The following is a 13874-nucleotide window of genomic DNA, read 5'->3' as shown; positions in this document are numbered from 1 at the left end:
CCCCCAATATTAACAATGAGTTAACAAAGCCAGCCCCGTTTTTACTCCGCTCAGGCCCGCGGGCACCACAATACAGATTTGTGACCAGCTTCAAGCCGCCCACCGTGAGTCTGGCGTATCACAGGATTAACACATCTCTTTTTTCGCATATGTAGTTGACTTCATCACGTCGCCGCAGGACACTATCGGCTTTCCATTCAGGAGGGATTATGTCGCCGCTAACGCCACTGCAGCTGTTTAAAAACCTTTCCGACGAGACACGTCTGACGCTGGTGCTGCTGCTGAAAGAACGTCAGGAGCTGTGCGTGTGCGAGCTGTCTGCCATCCTGCAACTGCCGCAGCCGAAGATTTCCCGCCATCTGGCGCTGTTACGCAACAGCGGTTTGCTGAGCGATCGCCGTGACGGCAAGTGGATCCACTATCGCCTTTCGCCGCATATGCCGGTGTGGGCAGCGACGGTGATCGAACAGGCATGGCAATGCCAGCGCGATGCGATCCATGCCCTGCTGCTGCCGGTGCAGCGCGACCAGCTGACCACCGATGGCCGGGCGGTGTGTCTGTAAAAAATTTTACCCATACATATTCGATTTTTCACATATGAAACGAACACAACCTGACTATCCGGAGGAAACATGCTGCTGGCAGGGACTATTTTTGCCATTACTTTATTGCTGGTGATCTGGCAACCGCGCGGGCTGGGCATTGGCTGGAGCGCCAGCGCCGGCGCGCTTCTGGCGCTGCTGACGGGCGTGGTGCATCCCGGCGATATCCCGGCAGTGTGGCAGATTGTCTGGAACGCTACCGCCACCTTTATCGCGGTGATCATCATTAGCCTGCTGCTTGATGAGGCCGGCTTTTTTGCCTGGGCGGCGCTGCACGTGGCGCGCTGGGGCGGTGGCAGCGGTAAAAAATTGTTCTCCTTTATTATCCTGCTGGGTGCCGCAGTCGCCGCGCTGTTTGCCAATGACGGCGCCGCGCTGATTCTGACGCCTATCGTGATCGCGATGCTGCTGGCGCTGGGTTTCAGCCGGGGGGCCACGCTGGCGTTTGTCATGGCGGCCGGGTTCATCGCCGATACCGCCAGCCTGCCGCTGGTGGTGTCCAATCTGGTTAACATCGTCTCCGCCGACTATTTCCGGCTCGGCTTTGGCGATTACGCCGCCGTGATGGTGCCGGTCACGCTCGCGGCAGTACTGGCGACATTGCTGATGCTGCACCTGTTTTTCCGCAAAGAGCTACCGCTCAGCTACGATCGCGCCCGGCTGACGTCGCCTGCGGCGGCAATTCGGGATCGAGCTACTTTCCGCGCGGGATGGCTGGTGCTGCTCTTGTTGCTGGTCGGCTTTTTTGCCCTTGAGCCGCTGGGCGTACCGGTAAGTGCCGTGGCCGCCGCAGGTGCACTGATGCTGTGGCTGGTGGCGCGGCGGGGTCAGGTGATTGATACGCGTAAGGTGCTGCGCAGCGCGCCGTGGCAGATTGTGGTGTTTTCGCTCGGCATGTACCTGGTGGTGTATGGTTTGCGCAACGCCGGGCTGACCGTCTGGCTTACCGACTTGCTGAATAGTTTTTCTGCGACCGGCCTGTGGGGCGCAACGTTTGCCACCGGCTTCTTCAGCGCCCTGCTCTCCTCCATCATGAACAATATGCCGACGGTGCTGGTGGGTGCACTGGCAATTGATGCCAGCACGGCGCAGGGCGTGGTGCGCGAGGCGATGATTTACGCCAACATTATCGGCTGCGATCTGGGTCCGAAAATCACGCCGATTGGCAGTCTGGCAACGCTGCTATGGCTGCACGTACTGGCGCAAAAAGAGATTCGCATCAGCTGGGGCTACTATTTTCGCGTCGGCATCACCCTGACGTTACCGGTGCTGGCCGTGACGCTGGCAGCGCTGGCGCTGCGCCTTTCCCTTTGACCGTTAAGAGACTGACAATGACTAACATTACCATCTATCACAACCCGGACTGCGGCACCTCGCGCAATACGCTGGCACTGATTCGCAACAGCGGCGTCGAGCCCACCATTGTGCTTTATCTGGTTACGCCACCCACGCGTGAAACGCTGCAGCAATTGATCGACGCCATGGGGATTGGTCTGCGCGCGCTGGTGCGTCAAAACACCGACGCCTGGCAGGCGCTGGGGCCCGTACGTGAAACGCTGAGCGATGAGCAACTGCTGGATGCCATGCTGGCGCAGCCGATTCTCATCAACCGCCCGATTGTGGTGACGCCACTGGGAACGCGTCTGTGCCGTCCTTCTGAGCAGGTGCTGGATATCCTGCCCGATGCGCAGCGCGGTCCGTTTACTAAAGAGGATGGTGAGGTGGTGATTGATGCGCAGGGCCGGCGCGTCAGTCTTTAGTCGGTCAGAAATCGTCCGGGATAATCTGCTTCAATCGCGTGTACCTGGTCATAACGGCCAAACAGGCGATAGCGATTGCGGGCAATCAGGTTGTAGATCAGGTTAGTGAGCCCGTCCGGCAGATAACGCAGAACGCCGCAGGCGCGCCACGGCCAGGGCAGCGAGTGCATAATGCGACAGATGGCCTGCGCGCGCAGCCAGTGCTGCCCATCGCGCAGTAACACTATGGTGCGGATGTTATCGTGCGGTAATCCGGCGTGCTGCAACAGCTGTTTGCCGCGCGCGCTCTGGATCGCCGCAAAGTGATAATCGCGCGGCAGACGGTGGCGCAGCAGAAAAATTACCCAGGCATTGCACAGCTTGCATTGTCCATCATAAAGAATGATAGGCTGGCCGGACTCGGGTTGTACGGATGATGACACCTGACCTCCGCATTGCAGATACAAAAAACCGGTGAGGCGACACGCCCCACCGGTTCTATTATATGTCACTTATCAGAAGCTGACTTTCACGCCCGCCACCGCGCTGGTGAGCGCGGTTTCAGGCGCATCAGAATTGCGCGAGAGTCTGCAGGGTTTCAGGATTTTGCTGCACCATGCGAATCAGCAGTACGGCCTGAGCGTTAGGTTTTGCCCTGCCCTGTTCCCAGTTCTGATAGGTGGTTTCGCCCGTGTGAAGATAGTGCGCAAAAACGGCCTGTGACAGATTAAGCTTTTCGCGCACGTCGCGCAGCTCCTGCGGTGCAATGGTGACAGGCGCGCGCTTACTGACCTTATAGGTCTTGAGCGTGATTTTTCCGTCCTGGTGGTCTTTCAGCTCCTGCATACCCGCCATCAGCTCACTGAAAATATCGCGTTCAGTCATGTCTCAGCCCCTTTTTGATCACGTTCAGCGCCTCCGCCAGGGCATCGCGCTGTTGTTTGGTCAGATCGTCGCGTTGATCTTTATCATATATGCTGAACAGGATGAACTGGCCTTTTTCATTCGTCCAGTAATAGATAACTCTAATCCCGCCCCGCGATCCCTTGTTCCGGCGTTCATCCCTGAAACGAACTTTACGAAGCCCGCCCGTATCGGGAATGACGTCGCCCTTTTCGGGGTCGGCCAGCAACATATTCTGAAACAGCCTGAATTGATCGTCGCTCAGGTAATCTGCCCGGTATTTCTGAAAGCTGGAAAGCTCAATAAACGTCGCTTGCATGGCCCTTTCCCTGTCCCCATCTAAGGGACATCATATCCCCATATTGGGGATAGTTCAACTCAAGTAATAAAGAAAGGGCCCCCGTACGAGAGCCGTTTATCATCAGAAGCTGACTTTCACGCCCGCCACCGCGCTGGTGTCGCTGTAGCTGTGATTGCCCAGCTGCTGCGCCACGCCGCCCCACAGATTGACGTTCGCGTTCAGCCGCGCGTCCACGCCCAGCTTCACCTCGGCGGCATTGCGCGTGCCCGCCTGCTGGATGTTGACGCCGTTCAGCGCGGTGCCGAACGCCTTGCTGTTGTGCAGCCAGTTCGCTTCGGCGTACGGCTCGATAGCGCTCTGCGCCTGCGGGTCGAGCAGCGTGCGCAGCGAGGCGCGCACACCGAGGCGGCTCTGCAGGTTGTCCTGGCCGGTGGCCTGCACGCGGCTGCCGTTCTGCTCTTTCACGTCGTCCGCCTTCACGCCCTGCCAGTTCAGCTGCGCCTGCGGACGCAGCCACAGGCTGGTGCTGTCGCTCAGCGTCGCCACCTGTGCGCGGTAGCCGCCGGCCAGCGACGCGCTGATGCCTTTGGATTTATACGACTGCTGGCCGATGTCGTCGCCCTTGACGCTGTTGTTAAACCAGCCGTAGCTCAGCGAGCTGTCAACAAATGCACCGCTCTGCTCTGCCGCGTTCTGCAGCCAGCTGCCGTACACGCCCAGGCTGTAGCCGTTCACCTGGCCGCGCGACTGGTAGCCGCTTACCGACGAGCGCGATTTGCTCTGCGCGTTGCCGTAGCCGGCCATCGCGCCGAAGCGCAGGCTGTCGCTGCCGGTCAGCGTGCCGCTCGCCACGTCGCCGCCCAGCTGGATGGCGTAGCGGTTGGTGTCGGACTTCAGCTGGCCGCTGCTGTCTTTCACCCGGCTGTGGCCGGCGCTGTTGTGCAGCCACAGGCGCGTGCTCTGCTGCTGGCCGCTGGCGTCGTTGTAGAAGGTTTCCGCCGGACGGTCTTCCATGCTGGTGGTAAACAGCGTGTTGACCGCCGCCAGGTTGGCGCTGTAGCTCGCCGCTTCCGGACGCACGATCATGTTGTGCGGATTTACTGGTGGCTCAACAGTATTTTCATCAGAGTCATCGCCAATTTTTTCTTCCGGAACAGGTTCGGTGGTGTTGATATCACTCCAGAGGTACCAGTTGTGACTGTTAGGGCTGCTTCCTCTCACTAAGTTGTAATCAAAAGCCCCCGCCACAATACGGTGTTTCTTACGAAAATCGCCATTTACGGCACCGTCTACCTGAATCAATTTCAATCCCTGAATAGTCTGTGCACCGCTGCCGCCGACATTGTTGACCGCTACATCTGTGTTACCGTTGACATCGCCCACAATATGCAGTTTGTCGGTCGCCGAGGCATCCCCATTAAGTGTCACATTCATCTTCAGCGTAGCGCTATCCGCGTTGTAATTGCCATTGATAGTCAATACGGTGAATTTTTCGGGGTTGTACGCGATATTGATCTCACTGTTGTTCACCGTCAGCCTATCTACGCTGCTATTATCCATCAGGTTCCATTGGCTGTTGTCGTTAAGCGTCAGCGTCTGCAAGCCGCTGGACGCGCCGGTCCACACCGAGTTGCCGCTCAGGTTGATCTGACTGTCGGCGGTCTGGCTACGGTCAATGTCCACGTTACCTGTAAACAGCGAGTGATTAGTACCATTCAGTACCACCGAGCCGGCGGTCGCGCCTTCGGTTGTGCTGTAGCCGGTTTTCAGCAGCGTGCTGCCGCTCAGCAGCGAATTATCGGCGTCGATGTTCATATTGGTGCCGGTCAGCACGTTGACAGCGGTGCCGTCGGTGGCGGTAATACCGGTATTCGCAAGTTCAATATCCGCCAGTGTGGCCTGTTGTCTGGAAAGAATACCGATGCCATTCTCATCAGAAACCTGAATATTTGAATCGCCCAGGGACAGAGTGTTGGTTAAATCCGGCGCATTTAAATTCAGCACATTTATCGCGGCATTAAAACCTGCAGTATCGGCGCCGGCTTTTTCAATAAAGACCTTGTTGCCATTAAACGTGCCGCCATCCTGCACTTCAATGCCATAACCGCCGCTGCGCGCCTTTACAGCGATGTTTTCAGCGTTTAACGTACTGGCGTATTCCAGCGTTAGTGCTGAGCTATTTGCCTGAGTATCGACCTCGATATTTTTTAGATTAATCACACTGCCGTAGGTCCCCAGCACAGCATATCCGGCACGTTCTCCCATTTCGATCCGACTGTCGGAGAGATTAAATACTGTTTCATCGCCATAAGCAGCCACACCGATGCCGCTGCCAGTAATTTTGATGACGTTATTACCTGCATAGAGCCTTGATTTCGCCTCTGCTGTCAGGCCATTCGCATCAGCACCGCTGACCAGAAACGTGCTGTTAGTCACGTTTAACAGAGAACCTTCGCCCGTCGCATAACCGCCATGCGCATCGTTACCTGAAGTGCTTATTTCTGCTTCTGACACATCCAGCTTTGCACCGCTCTCGGTTATTACGCCATGCGCCTTGTCTCCGCGGGTGCCGATTTGAACATTACGCGCATTTAAGGTCGAAGCGTCGGCAGCATACATACCAAATGCGCGCTCTCCGGTTGTAGATACCTTTCCATTCGCCAGCGTGATGTCAGTACCATCATTGTTAGCATATACGCCATAGGACTGAATGCCATGGGTAGTAACGTCCATACCGCTGGCATTCAGCATGCCGCCTGATCCTGCAACCAAACCATGGGCTCTGTTGCCATCGGTGCGGGTACTGACGTTTTTCAAATCTGATAACGCATTATTTCCGGATGAATAAACGCCGTAAGCGCCATCTCCGCTGGTGTTAATACCGACATTATTCAAACCTAACTGTGCGTTATCCCCGGTTGTATAAGCACCGTAAGCACCATTTCCGCTGGTTTTCACCGCACCGTCCGCCATTATAACCCTCGTGCCGGTACTAATAGCGTACACACCATAGGATTGCACGCCAGTGGTAACGACTTGCACACCGCTGGCGTTGAGTATTCCGCCATTGTCACCCACCAGGCCATAGGATCTGCTGCCGCTGGTGCCAATACTCACATTGTTTAAATTCATTCGGGCAATCGCGAATACTGCATAAGACTGATCGCCAGTGGTAGTAATTTTCACATCATTTGCATTCAGCACACCACCATCATCTGTTACCAGTCCATGCGCTGTGATACCCCTGGTGTTGATAATGGTATTATTTAGATCCAGTCGTGAATTATCCCCTGTTGCATAAACACCATAAGCACTATCTCCGCCGGTGTTTACTTCTCCATCCGTCAGAGTGAGTTCCGTATCAGGATTAATAGCGAACACACCATAAGATTTATCACCGGAGGTGGTAACTTGTACACCGCTAGCGTTGAGCCTTCCACCGTCCCCAGCTACCAAACCATAAGCTTCAGTGCCGTTGGTAGCGATACCCACCTTATTAAGTTCCAGTCGTAAATTATTGCCAGTTGCATAAACACCATAAGCGCCTTTTCCGCTGGTGGTTACCGTTTCGCCTGTCAGGGTGAGTTCGGAGTTGGGATTGATAGCGAATACACCATAGGATTTATCACCATGGGTAGCGATATTGACGCCATTTGCATTGAGCCTTCCGCCTGACCCCGCTATAAGTCCGTAGGACTGGTTACCGTAAGTGGTGACGCTACCACCTTTTAGATCGAACTGTGAATCCGTAGCGCGGGAATAAACGCCATAAGCACCTTCCCCCTTGGTGACATAGTCTGCGTTGAGACTGTTAATAATCCCACCCGAAGATGCGTAAGCGCCGTAAGCATTTGCACCTTCTGTTTCGACCTGAGTTCCGTCGATTCTTAATGTTCCGGTTAAGTTCGAAACCACACCGAAGCCCCGATCCCCGCTGGTTTTCACGCTGCCGCGTATTAACTCAACTGCGGAAGAAGCTACGGTTGAGAAAATACCATATCCTTCGTTGCCATCGGCCAGTACCGTTACATCCGTGGCGCTCGCCTTGCCGCCATTTTGCACCAGTAATCCGTGATAATCGTCGCCGCTAGCCTGCAGCGTCTGGTTACTCAGTACAAGCTTATCATCAGGACCTGTCACGATCGCACCATGGTCGGCCAGGGCCGGGGGTGAAACGGCAAGAAGCAATGCTGAAAAGAACGCACCGCCGATTGACAATGATTTATTGGATGCAGAGCCAGAACAGCAGGATTTTACTTTGCCGCGCGCCAGTTCCGATGCTACCACATAAGCTTGCTGTGCATAATTCCAGATAATACGAAAATTCTTGTTCATGCTTTTTCCTTTATTGATCAGTTCATTCCGTAGAAGTCATGATGTAGCAGGGGCGCAGAAGTGATATTTTCCCGCCATTTAACCTCGCCTCCATAAATAAAAAACAATCTCGTATTGGCTCTCATGAGCTGAGATCGACTTCAAAAACTTCCAGATATAATCATCGCTTCACTGCAAATAAATCGCTGCAGATAGCGAATTGTCTGAGAATGATTAACGTAAGGTTTGATACCTCTAAAGAATAAAAGCAGAAATTCTTCAGGCAAGTTCCAATGCATTCTTGTTCAGGTTAGGTTTATTAAATTAATGCATTAAATCTTGTTTGCCGGATTAGTCAAAAAAACATCAATACCTATTAATTCGTCAATTAATCATTTTCAATGTTAACCAAGATTGAACTTAACAAGGAAAAAATTAATAAATCCATCTAAAAACGGATCAATATAACAATATGAATAATTTTCACTGTTTATCCCGCTATGAAAAAAAATTCATTGCGTCACCGGCATCCGTCATCTGACGGAGCAGTGCGAAATGCTGGAAGAGCTGGCGGAAATGCAGGAGGACCGGGAAATTATCCTGCTGCATTTACGGGAAGCGCTAACGCTGGTGGACAGGATGGAAGCTTCGTTCCGAAATCAAACCACACCCGCCCAGGCCGGCGCGCACTGATTGCGCGCCGTCAGGCGTTTTTGATCAGCTTATGCAGCAGCGGATGAGTGATCTGCTCAAACATCCCGGCGTTATTAAATGCCCGCGCCGCCAGCATCGCGCCGTGCACGCTGGCCATAAGCGTTTTGGCTTCGTTTTCAGCGCTGTCGCTGAGCTGGAAAACGCCGCTGGCGGCACCTTTGCTCAGCTGGCGCGCTAACCAGCCGGAGAGATCGCTGAAGTGGCCGCTGACTTCCGTGGCGACATCCGGCGGTAGCGTGGGCATTTCCGCCGCCAGCATCGCGCAGATGCAGAAAGGCGAAGTTCCCTCTTTAATGCAGTGCGCCCAGTAATCGACGTAGGCCTTCACTTCGTTCAGCGGATCGTTGATCTGTTCATCCATCGCCTGCATGCCCGCCTGCGCCTCAGCACGATATTCCTCTACCACCGCTTTCACCAAATCGGCTTTGCCGGGAAAATGGTGGTGAATGCTGGCCTTACGGATATCCACCTGGGCGGCAATATCGGCATAGCTAAAGCTTTTATAGCCGCCGGCGGTGAGCAACTGGCGGGTGCAGGCCATGATTTCGCGGGCTTTAGAGGAACGGGCAGTCATAACGCAATCCGGTAGAACAACAGAGATCGGTCAACCTACTGGCAGGCAGGGAAGAAGTCAAGCCAGCGGCCTGGCGTGCAGCGCGCACTTTTTTTATTTTTTCAGCAATAATTTCATCGCTGATTCGTCTACCTCATCACCAACCCTGTTTGTCACCGTAATGAGGAACCCCAATGAGAGATTTTGACAGGCATCAGCATCCCCGTGGTCACCACTTTGGTCATCACCGCATGGCGAAACCGCTGCTGCTCGGCGTGGTGCTGTTTGCTGCCCTTGGCCTGCTGGTGATGTCGCTGTGGAATGCGCTGCTGCCGGAACTGACCGGCGTAAAAAGTATTGGCTTCTGGCAGGCGCTGGGACTGCTGGTGCTGTGTCGCATCCTGTTCGGCGGGCTGGGCTTCCATCCCGGTATGTTTGGCATGGCGCGTCGCCGCATGCATGAACGCTGGATGCAGATGACGCCGGAGCAGCGTGAAGCCTTTATGCAGCAGCGGCGCGAGCGGTTTGGCGGCCGTGGTCATCATGGCGGACGCTGTGACTGGCACGATCGCCGCAGCCAGCGTGACGATCCGCGCCCGCCCGCGGACGATGCGCCCGCCAAATCCCCGGATGCAGAGTAAGCGGCATGGCGCAGGATTCGCGGCTGCTGGCGGCCCTCGCCGCCTGCCGCACTAAGCTCAGCGCCTTTATTCGCGGCCGCAGCGAGCGGCACGATGAGGCCGAAGATATCCTGCAGGAGATCAGCTGGAAACTGCTGCAGGTGGAACAGCCGGTGGAGAACGTCAGCGCCTGGCTGTTTCGCGCCGCGCGCAACGAGATCACCGATCGATCACGAAAAAAACGCGAGCTCTCGCTGTTTAACGCCGCCGGAGACGAGGATTTTCCCGAGGATGAAATTGCCGAAACGCTGTTTGGCGTGGCGCAGACGCCGGAGGATGAGTATCTGAAGACGCTGCTGTGGGAAGAGCTGGACGATGCGCTCGCGGAACTGCCTGCTGCGCAGCGCGAGGTATTTGAAAAGACCGAGCTGCTCGGCTTCAGCTATCAGGATCTGGCCGCCGAAAGCGGCGACAGCGTGCAGGCGCTGCTGTCGCGCAAACATAAAGCGGTTCTGTTTCTGCGCACCCGGCTGCGCAGTCTGTACGACGAACTCACGGCCTGACCTACTCGACCCGATAGCCAAACGGCCATCGGGTTGCGTGCTTTACCACCAGGCCGCGGTGGGCTGCGGCTGTAACAGATCAATGCCCTCACCCAGCATCGGCAGACACAGTGCAACCTGATGCTCCGCCGCCAGCTGGACGATTTGGGTAAACGGATCGTCCCAGCGGTGAAACGCTAAATCAAAAGCCGCGTTGTGAATCGGAAACAGCCAGCGCGCGTTGAGGTCCTGAAACGCGCGCAGCGTGTCCTGCGGCAGCATATGAATGTCGGCCCAGCGCGCATCGTAAGCGCCATTTTCCAGAAATGCCGCATCAAACGGACCGTATTTCCGGCCAATCGCTTTGAAACCGTCGAAGTAACCGGAGTCACCGCCAAAAAACAGGCGGAACTGGTCAGAAATCAGCGTCCACGAACACCACAACCGTTTGTTGCTGTCGAACAGGCCGCGTCCGGAAAAGTGCTGCGACGGCGTCGCGACAAAATGGATGCCGCCGATATCCCGCGACTGCCACCAGTCAAGCTGGATGACTTTCTCTGGCGCAACGCCCCACTTAATCAGCAAATCGCCGACGCCGAGCGGCGTGAGAAAGTACTTCACCCGATCTTTCAGCTGCATGATGGTGTGGTAATCGAGATGATCGTAATGGTCGTGCGACAAAATAATGCCTTCGATCGGCGGCAGATCGGCCACGGCAATCGGCGCTGGCTGAAAGCGCTTTGGCCCCAGTCGCTTAAAGGGCGACGCGCGCTCGGCGAACACCGGATCGGTCAGCCAGAACTGGCCATTGAGCTTCAGCAACAGCGAAGAGTGGCCGAGGCGAAAGACGCTGTTGGGCGCGGCCTGTGCCAGCGCGGCGGCCGTGATGGGCTGCACCGGCAGCGCGGCCGGCGGCTGGGTATCTTTCGGTTTATTGAACAGGAAATCCCACAGCATTTTGCGGTAGTCGCCAAAGCTTAGCGACTGACGCGGCTGGACATTGCGAAACTTTTTGCCATCAAACTGGGCGGAGTGCGGATACTCCCTGATTGCACCCCGGCAGAGGCTGGAACCCTTCAACATAGCGCGGATACCTCGAAAAAGAGAAAGCTGGCTGGCAGCAGCGGTAAACATCTGCGGCTACGTTAACCGTTTTATGCCGCACGCGTCCTCACATTACGAGCCATCGCACCACCGGTAACGCAGAATTTCGCTGCCGGTATGGCCTTTCCCTGGCGGATGACAGGGCGGCAGCAGGCAGGTAAAGTAGCGCTTTTGCATGATTTTACGAGGGAAAATGAACACGCTTTTCGTTTACGGCACGCTGCAGCCGGGCCAGTGCAATGCGCATATCCTGGAAAATATCGGCGGTGAGTGGCTGGCAGGGACAGTCGCCGGCACTTACTATGCCAACGGCTGGGGCGCGGCCGCTGATTTTCACGGCATCGTACTTGATGAGCACGGCGCGCGCGTGCCGGGTTATCTGTTCATCTCGGATCGGCTGGCGCTGCACTGGCCGATGCTGGATGAGTTTGAAGATGGCTACGACCGGGTGCCGGTTGAGGTCACCACGACCGACGGCCAGCAGCGGACGGCGTGGATTTATCAGCTGCAGCCACAGCAGGACACCGCGCGCTAACCCCGCACCTTGCCTACACTGATCCTCACCGGACTGTGAGGAGAAGCCATGATCACCATTTGTACCGCCTGCGGCACGTCTTATCAGCAGCAGCAACCTGCCCTTACGCAGTGTCGCATTTGTCAGGATGAACGCCAGTTTGTGCCGCCCGGCGGGCAGCAGTGGATCGATCAGTCTGCGCTGCGCGCCTCGCATCAAAACCAGTGGCAACAGCTGGCGCCCGGGCTGCTCAGCCTGCAAACCGTACCGGATTTTGCCATCAACCAGCGCGCCTTTGTGCTGCAAACGCCGCACGGCAATATCCTGTGGGATTGCATCGCGCATCTGGATGACGCCACCGTCACGCTGCTGCGTGCACTCGGCGGCCTGCACGCCATCGCCATCTCCCATCCCCATTATTACAGCACCATGCAGGACTGGGCCGACGCCTTCGACGCACCGGTGTATCTGCACGCCAGCGACAGCGAGTGGATCATGCGCGCATCGCCCCGTCTGCAGCCCTGGCACGGCGACAGCTGTGACCTGCTGCCGGGCGTGCGGCTGTTACGTCTGGGCGGCCACTTTGCCGGCGGCACGGTGCTGCACTGGGCACACGACGGCGGCATGCTGCTGAGCGGCGATATTTTGCAGGTAACGCCCGGTGCCAGTGCGGTTTCGTTTATGTGGAGCTATCCCAATATGCTACCGCTGGCCGGCGCCACGGTGACAGCCATGCTGCAGCGGTTGCAGGGCGTGAAGTTTATGCGCCTGTACGGCGCGTTTGCCGGCCGCGAAATTCTCGCGCGTGCCGATGAGGCAGTACAGCAGTCGGGTCGTCGCTATCTGGCCTGTCTGCAACATCCACAGCCGTAGCGCTTACACAGCCGCGCTGGATAAATACCAGGCGATCGCACCGCGCACGGATGTACAGACGTCTGGACGTATACTATAGTCGGTTTCCTGCAAACATAAGGAAACCTGCAAACAATGAAAAAAACATGGCTTACCGCCCTGCTGGCGGCCTCTGTCACCCTGCTCAGCGCCTGTGACAACCACAACGACAACAAAATCAAAGTGGCGATCAATACCGGACCGGATGAGGCGCTGTGGCAGACCGTGAAGCAGGTGGCACACGATAAATATCAGCTCGATGTCGATGTAGTGGCGTTTAACGATTACGTACAGCCGAACGAAGCGCTGTTCAATAAAGATGTGGACGCCAATGCGTTCCAGAGCCTGCCTTATCTGGAGATGCAGTCCAAAGAGCGCGGGTATAAATTTGCCGTCGTGACCAATACCTTTGTGTTTCCGATTGCCGGTTATTCACGCAAAATTAAATCACTGCAGGATCTGCCGGATGGCGCTACCGTGACCGTGTCTAACGAAGCGACCACTCTGGGGCGTAGCCTGCTGCTGTTGCAGGCGCAGGGCCTGCTGAAGGTGAAACCCGAAGCCGGTCTGCTGCCGACCACGCTGGATATTACCGACAACCCGAAAAAGCTGAAGATTGTGGAAGTGGATACGCCGCAGCTGGCGCGCACGCTGGACGATCCGCAGGTTTATCTGTCGATCATTAATAATAACTTTGCCGCGCTGGTCAATTTATCCGCCTCGCGTGACGGGATGTTTATGGAAGGCAAAGCGTCGCCATATGTGAATGCGATTGTGGCGCGCGAAGATAATAAAGACAGCCCGAACGTGCAGAAGCTGAAAGAAGCGTTCCAGTCCCAGCCGGTGCTGGATAAAGCCAACGAAATTTATAAAGGCGATATTATTAAGGGTTGGTAAGCGTATGCGGTCGCTATTAATCGCAACCCTGCGGCAATTACGGTCGCCATAAATGGCCACCCTACATCAATCGCGGTCATCATTAATCGCGAACCCGCGGCAATTACGGTCGCCATAAAGGTACAAACCGGCCACATGGGTAACACTTTAGACCGGGCACATGGGTAACAGTTATAAACG

The 13874-nt window shown here is 56.0% G+C and carries 15 protein-coding genes; 9 read left to right on the top strand and 6 right to left on the bottom strand.

Going from position 1 to position 13874, the window contains the following annotated elements:
* Window positions 1-209 precede the first annotated feature (209 nt).
* The 3 genes from H7K56_RS06730 to arsC all read left to right on the top strand — a co-directional run bounded on the left by H7K56_RS06730 (window position 210) and on the right by arsC (window position 2362).
* The gene (locus H7K56_RS06730) at window positions 210-563 is read left to right on the top strand and encodes a metalloregulator ArsR/SmtB family transcription factor (protein WP_021509466.1); all 354 of its coding nucleotides are present in this window, start codon (window positions 210-212) and stop codon (window positions 561-563) included.
* Window positions 564-632: 69 nt separating this feature from the next.
* Complete coding sequence (locus H7K56_RS06725) at window positions 633-1916, top strand: arsenic transporter (protein ID WP_150360245.1); 1284 nt, start codon at window positions 633-635, stop codon at window positions 1914-1916.
* Between the two features lie 17 nt (window positions 1917-1933).
* On the top strand, window positions 1934-2362 hold the full coding sequence (gene arsC / locus H7K56_RS06720) for an arsenate reductase (glutaredoxin) (RefSeq protein ID WP_058770138.1): 429 nt from the start codon (window positions 1934-1936) through the stop codon (window positions 2360-2362).
* On the opposite strand, the gene H7K56_RS06715 is transcribed toward arsC, so the two are convergent.
* The 4 genes from H7K56_RS06715 to H7K56_RS06700 all read right to left on the bottom strand — a co-directional run bounded on the left by H7K56_RS06715 (window position 2359) and on the right by H7K56_RS06700 (window position 7880).
* Window positions 2359-2784 (bottom strand): thiol-disulfide oxidoreductase DCC family protein, encoded by a 426-nt coding sequence (locus H7K56_RS06715; RefSeq protein WP_150360244.1) that lies wholly within the window; start codon window positions 2782-2784, stop codon window positions 2359-2361. The genes arsC and H7K56_RS06715 overlap by 4 nt on opposite strands.
* A 127-nt stretch (window positions 2785-2911) precedes the next feature.
* Window positions 2912-3226, bottom strand: a complete 315-nt coding sequence (locus H7K56_RS06710; RefSeq protein WP_058758775.1) for a helix-turn-helix domain-containing protein — start codon at window positions 3224-3226, stop codon at window positions 2912-2914.
* A complete protein-coding gene (locus tag H7K56_RS06705; RefSeq protein WP_141496026.1) occupies window positions 3219-3563 on the bottom strand; it encodes a toxin in 345 nt (114 codons plus the stop codon). Before H7K56_RS06705 ends, H7K56_RS06710 begins: the two co-directional genes overlap by 8 nt.
* 102 nt (window positions 3564-3665) lie before the next feature.
* Window positions 3666-7880 carry an autotransporter outer membrane beta-barrel domain-containing protein gene (locus H7K56_RS06700; RefSeq protein WP_150360346.1) on the bottom strand — a complete coding sequence of 1405 codons (4215 nt, stop codon included), beginning with the start codon at window positions 7878-7880 and terminating at the stop codon, window positions 3666-3668.
* 534 nt (window positions 7881-8414) lie between these two features.
* On the opposite strand from H7K56_RS06700, the gene H7K56_RS06695 reads away from it, so the two are divergent.
* The gene (locus tag H7K56_RS06695; protein WP_170264731.1) at window positions 8415-8552 is read left to right on the top strand and encodes a hypothetical protein; all 138 of its coding nucleotides are present in this window, start codon (window positions 8415-8417) and stop codon (window positions 8550-8552) included.
* Window positions 8553-8562: 10 nt separating this feature from the next.
* On the opposite strand, the gene H7K56_RS06690 is transcribed toward H7K56_RS06695, so the two are convergent.
* Window positions 8563-9147 (bottom strand): TetR/AcrR family transcriptional regulator, encoded by a 585-nt coding sequence (locus H7K56_RS06690; protein ID WP_088517635.1) that lies wholly within the window; start codon window positions 9145-9147, stop codon window positions 8563-8565.
* Between the two features lie 173 nt (window positions 9148-9320).
* Here H7K56_RS06690 and H7K56_RS06685 point away from each other — a divergent pair, with 173 nt between their 5' ends.
* Entirely contained in the window at window positions 9321-9767 is a 447-nt protein-coding gene (locus H7K56_RS06685) for a hypothetical protein (protein ID WP_150360243.1), read from the top strand.
* A 5-nt stretch (window positions 9768-9772) separates the two neighbouring features.
* A complete protein-coding gene (locus tag H7K56_RS06680) occupies window positions 9773-10309 on the top strand; it encodes an RNA polymerase sigma factor (protein WP_150360242.1) in 537 nt (178 codons plus the stop codon).
* A gap of 42 nt (window positions 10310-10351) precedes the next feature.
* Here H7K56_RS06680 and H7K56_RS06675 read toward each other — a convergent pair whose 3' ends face one another.
* Window positions 10352-11371, bottom strand: coding sequence for an MBL fold metallo-hydrolase (locus H7K56_RS06675; RefSeq protein WP_150360241.1), 1020 nt, complete (start codon window positions 11369-11371; stop codon window positions 10352-10354).
* A 214-nt stretch (window positions 11372-11585) separates the two neighbouring features.
* On the opposite strand from H7K56_RS06675, the gene H7K56_RS06670 reads away from it, so the two are divergent.
* The 3 genes from H7K56_RS06670 to H7K56_RS06660 all read left to right on the top strand — a co-directional run bounded on the left by H7K56_RS06670 (window position 11586) and on the right by H7K56_RS06660 (window position 13694).
* A complete protein-coding gene (locus H7K56_RS06670) occupies window positions 11586-11927 on the top strand; it encodes a gamma-glutamylcyclotransferase family protein (RefSeq protein ID WP_150360240.1) in 342 nt (113 codons plus the stop codon).
* A 48-nt stretch (window positions 11928-11975) separates the two neighbouring features.
* A complete protein-coding gene (locus tag H7K56_RS06665) occupies window positions 11976-12779 on the top strand; it encodes an MBL fold metallo-hydrolase (RefSeq protein WP_150360239.1) in 804 nt (267 codons plus the stop codon).
* Window positions 12780-12893: 114 nt separating this feature from the next.
* Window positions 12894-13694: a MetQ/NlpA family ABC transporter substrate-binding protein gene (locus H7K56_RS06660; protein WP_021509481.1), complete on the top strand. Its 801-nt coding sequence runs from the start codon at window positions 12894-12896 to the stop codon at window positions 13692-13694.
* The last annotated feature ends 180 nt before the right edge of the window (window positions 13695-13874 follow it).

The organism is Pantoea dispersa (assembly GCF_014155765.1).
Classification (GTDB): domain Bacteria; phylum Pseudomonadota; class Gammaproteobacteria; order Enterobacterales; family Enterobacteriaceae; genus Pantoea; species Pantoea dispersa.
The sequence above is the reverse complement of the archived record's forward strand: the minus strand, read 5'-3'. Positions and strand labels throughout refer to the sequence as shown.

What these genes read in the sequence shown, in the direction of transcription:
- H7K56_RS06730 (WP_021509466.1), top strand. Translation starts at nt 210, where the DNA reads ATGTCGCCGCTAACGCCACTGCAGCTGTTTAAAAACCTTTCCGACGAG.
- H7K56_RS06660 (WP_021509481.1), top strand. Translation starts at nt 12,894, where the DNA reads ATGAAAAAAACATGGCTTACCGCCCTGCTGGCGGCCTCTGTCACCCTG.
- arsC (WP_058770138.1), top strand. Translation starts at nt 1,934, where the DNA reads ATGACTAACATTACCATCTATCACAACCCGGACTGCGGCACCTCGCGC.
- H7K56_RS06710 (WP_058758775.1), bottom strand. Translation starts at nt 3,226, where the DNA reads ATGACTGAACGCGATATTTTCAGTGAGCTGATGGCGGGTATGCAGGAG.
- H7K56_RS06705 (WP_141496026.1), bottom strand. Translation starts at nt 3,563, where the DNA reads ATGCAAGCGACGTTTATTGAGCTTTCCAGCTTTCAGAAATACCGGGCA.
- H7K56_RS06690 (WP_088517635.1), bottom strand. Translation starts at nt 9,147, where the DNA reads ATGACTGCCCGTTCCTCTAAAGCCCGCGAAATCATGGCCTGCACCCGC.
- H7K56_RS06695 (WP_170264731.1), top strand. Translation starts at nt 8,415, where the DNA reads ATGCTGGAAGAGCTGGCGGAAATGCAGGAGGACCGGGAAATTATCCTG.
- H7K56_RS06680 (WP_150360242.1), top strand. Translation starts at nt 9,773, where the DNA reads ATGGCGCAGGATTCGCGGCTGCTGGCGGCCCTCGCCGCCTGCCGCACT.
- H7K56_RS06675 (WP_150360241.1), bottom strand. Translation starts at nt 11,371, where the DNA reads ATGTTGAAGGGTTCCAGCCTCTGCCGGGGTGCAATCAGGGAGTATCCG.
- H7K56_RS06685 (WP_150360243.1), top strand. Translation starts at nt 9,321, where the DNA reads ATGAGAGATTTTGACAGGCATCAGCATCCCCGTGGTCACCACTTTGGT.
- H7K56_RS06700 (WP_150360346.1), bottom strand. Translation starts at nt 7,880, where the DNA reads ATGAACAAGAATTTTCGTATTATCTGGAATTATGCACAGCAAGCTTAT.
- H7K56_RS06725 (WP_150360245.1), top strand. Translation starts at nt 633, where the DNA reads ATGCTGCTGGCAGGGACTATTTTTGCCATTACTTTATTGCTGGTGATC.
- H7K56_RS06665 (WP_150360239.1), top strand. Translation starts at nt 11,976, where the DNA reads ATGATCACCATTTGTACCGCCTGCGGCACGTCTTATCAGCAGCAGCAA.
- H7K56_RS06670 (WP_150360240.1), top strand. Translation starts at nt 11,586, where the DNA reads ATGAACACGCTTTTCGTTTACGGCACGCTGCAGCCGGGCCAGTGCAAT.